The sequence below is a fragment of the Desulfosarcina cetonica JCM 12296 genome (assembly GCF_001311845.1).
Lineage (GTDB): Bacteria > Desulfobacterota > Desulfobacteria > Desulfobacterales > Desulfosarcinaceae > Desulfosarcina > Desulfosarcina cetonica.
Genome location: NZ_BBCC01000489.1, coordinates 1 through 996, shown reverse-complemented (window position 1 = coordinate 996; position 996 = coordinate 1). Strand labels below are relative to the sequence as shown.

1 protein-coding gene and 1 pseudogene are annotated in these 996 nt (G+C 60.1%); one reads left to right on the top strand and one right to left on the bottom strand.

Annotated elements, in window-relative coordinates; genetic code table 11:
- Positions 1-388, bottom strand: a pseudogene (locus tag JCM12296_RS35160) (biotin/lipoyl-binding protein); the annotation flags it as partial.
- Positions 389-774: 386 nt separating this feature from the next.
- Here JCM12296_RS35160 and JCM12296_RS39515 point away from each other — a divergent pair.
- Positions 775-942, top strand: a complete 168-nt coding sequence (locus JCM12296_RS39515; protein ID WP_157068215.1) for a hypothetical protein — start codon at positions 775-777, stop codon at positions 940-942.
- The last annotated feature ends 54 nt before the right edge of the window (positions 943-996 follow it).

Genomic DNA, 996 nt, shown 5'->3' with positions numbered 1-996 from the left:
CCCGGGCCTGGCGCACCGCTGCCGCGGCCCCCTCGACGGCAAAGCGGTAATCCGACGGGTCCAGGTCGGCCATCAATTCGCCCTTTTGCACATACGCCCCCTCCCGGAAAAGGGCATCGCGCACCTTTCCCGCCACCAGAAAGGCGATGCGGGTCGGTTCATAGGGGGAGACCACCGTGCCGCTGACCGGAACTCTCGGAAGGGTTTTGACATGCCGGACACTGCCGATGGCAATCGGCACCGGCGCGGGGGGCTCAACGGTCGAGGCGTCACCGGAACAGCCCGTGATCGCCAGCACGAAACAAAAGGTCGAGGCCAGCAGCCGGAAACGGCTCACCCGTGCCCGGCCGGATTGTCGGCCGGCATTGGAAACAAAAGATCGCCGCATGGATTTTCTCCCATTCGCACTTAGAGGGTCCGTCATTGCCGCTTTCGTTAAAAATGGTCATGGCTTATGAATCCGTCAGACTAATGGCGGCCACCACGCCTGTCAATAGACAGGGCGCTTTTGGGATGGGGCATATCCGCACAGCCACAACATGGTGCTGGCGGTCGTCTCTTAAAGGATGCCGGTGAATTTTGGTTGCTTTTTATGTTCTAATTTTTCATGAACGCGTAAAAGGTCACTGTTCCGACGGATTCGCAAAAAGCCCGAGATCAAGGCTTGCGAATCCTTAAGGAGGGAGGCGTACCTGGCGTACGCCGCAGTGACGAAGGATGAGCGTAACGCCGATATCGGGCTTTTTCCGAATCCGCCAATCTGGAGAAACAACCATGTTGCGTGACAATACAGCCGCCGAACTCAAGGCCATCGTGGGCGCCGGACGCTATATCGATACCCCGGAGGCACTTTTGGCCTACTCCTACGACGCCTTCGTGCAGGAGGCCATGCCCGAGGCGGTGATCCTGCCCGAAACTACCGCCGAGTGGCGGCCATCATGACCATCGCCCACCGCGAAGGCATCCCGGTCACGGCGCGCGGCGCCGGCACCAGCA

Coding starts and splice junctions, on each gene's coding strand:
- JCM12296_RS39515 (WP_157068215.1), top strand. CDS start 775: ATGTTGCGTGACAATACAGCCGCCGAACTCAAGGCCATCGTGGGCGCC.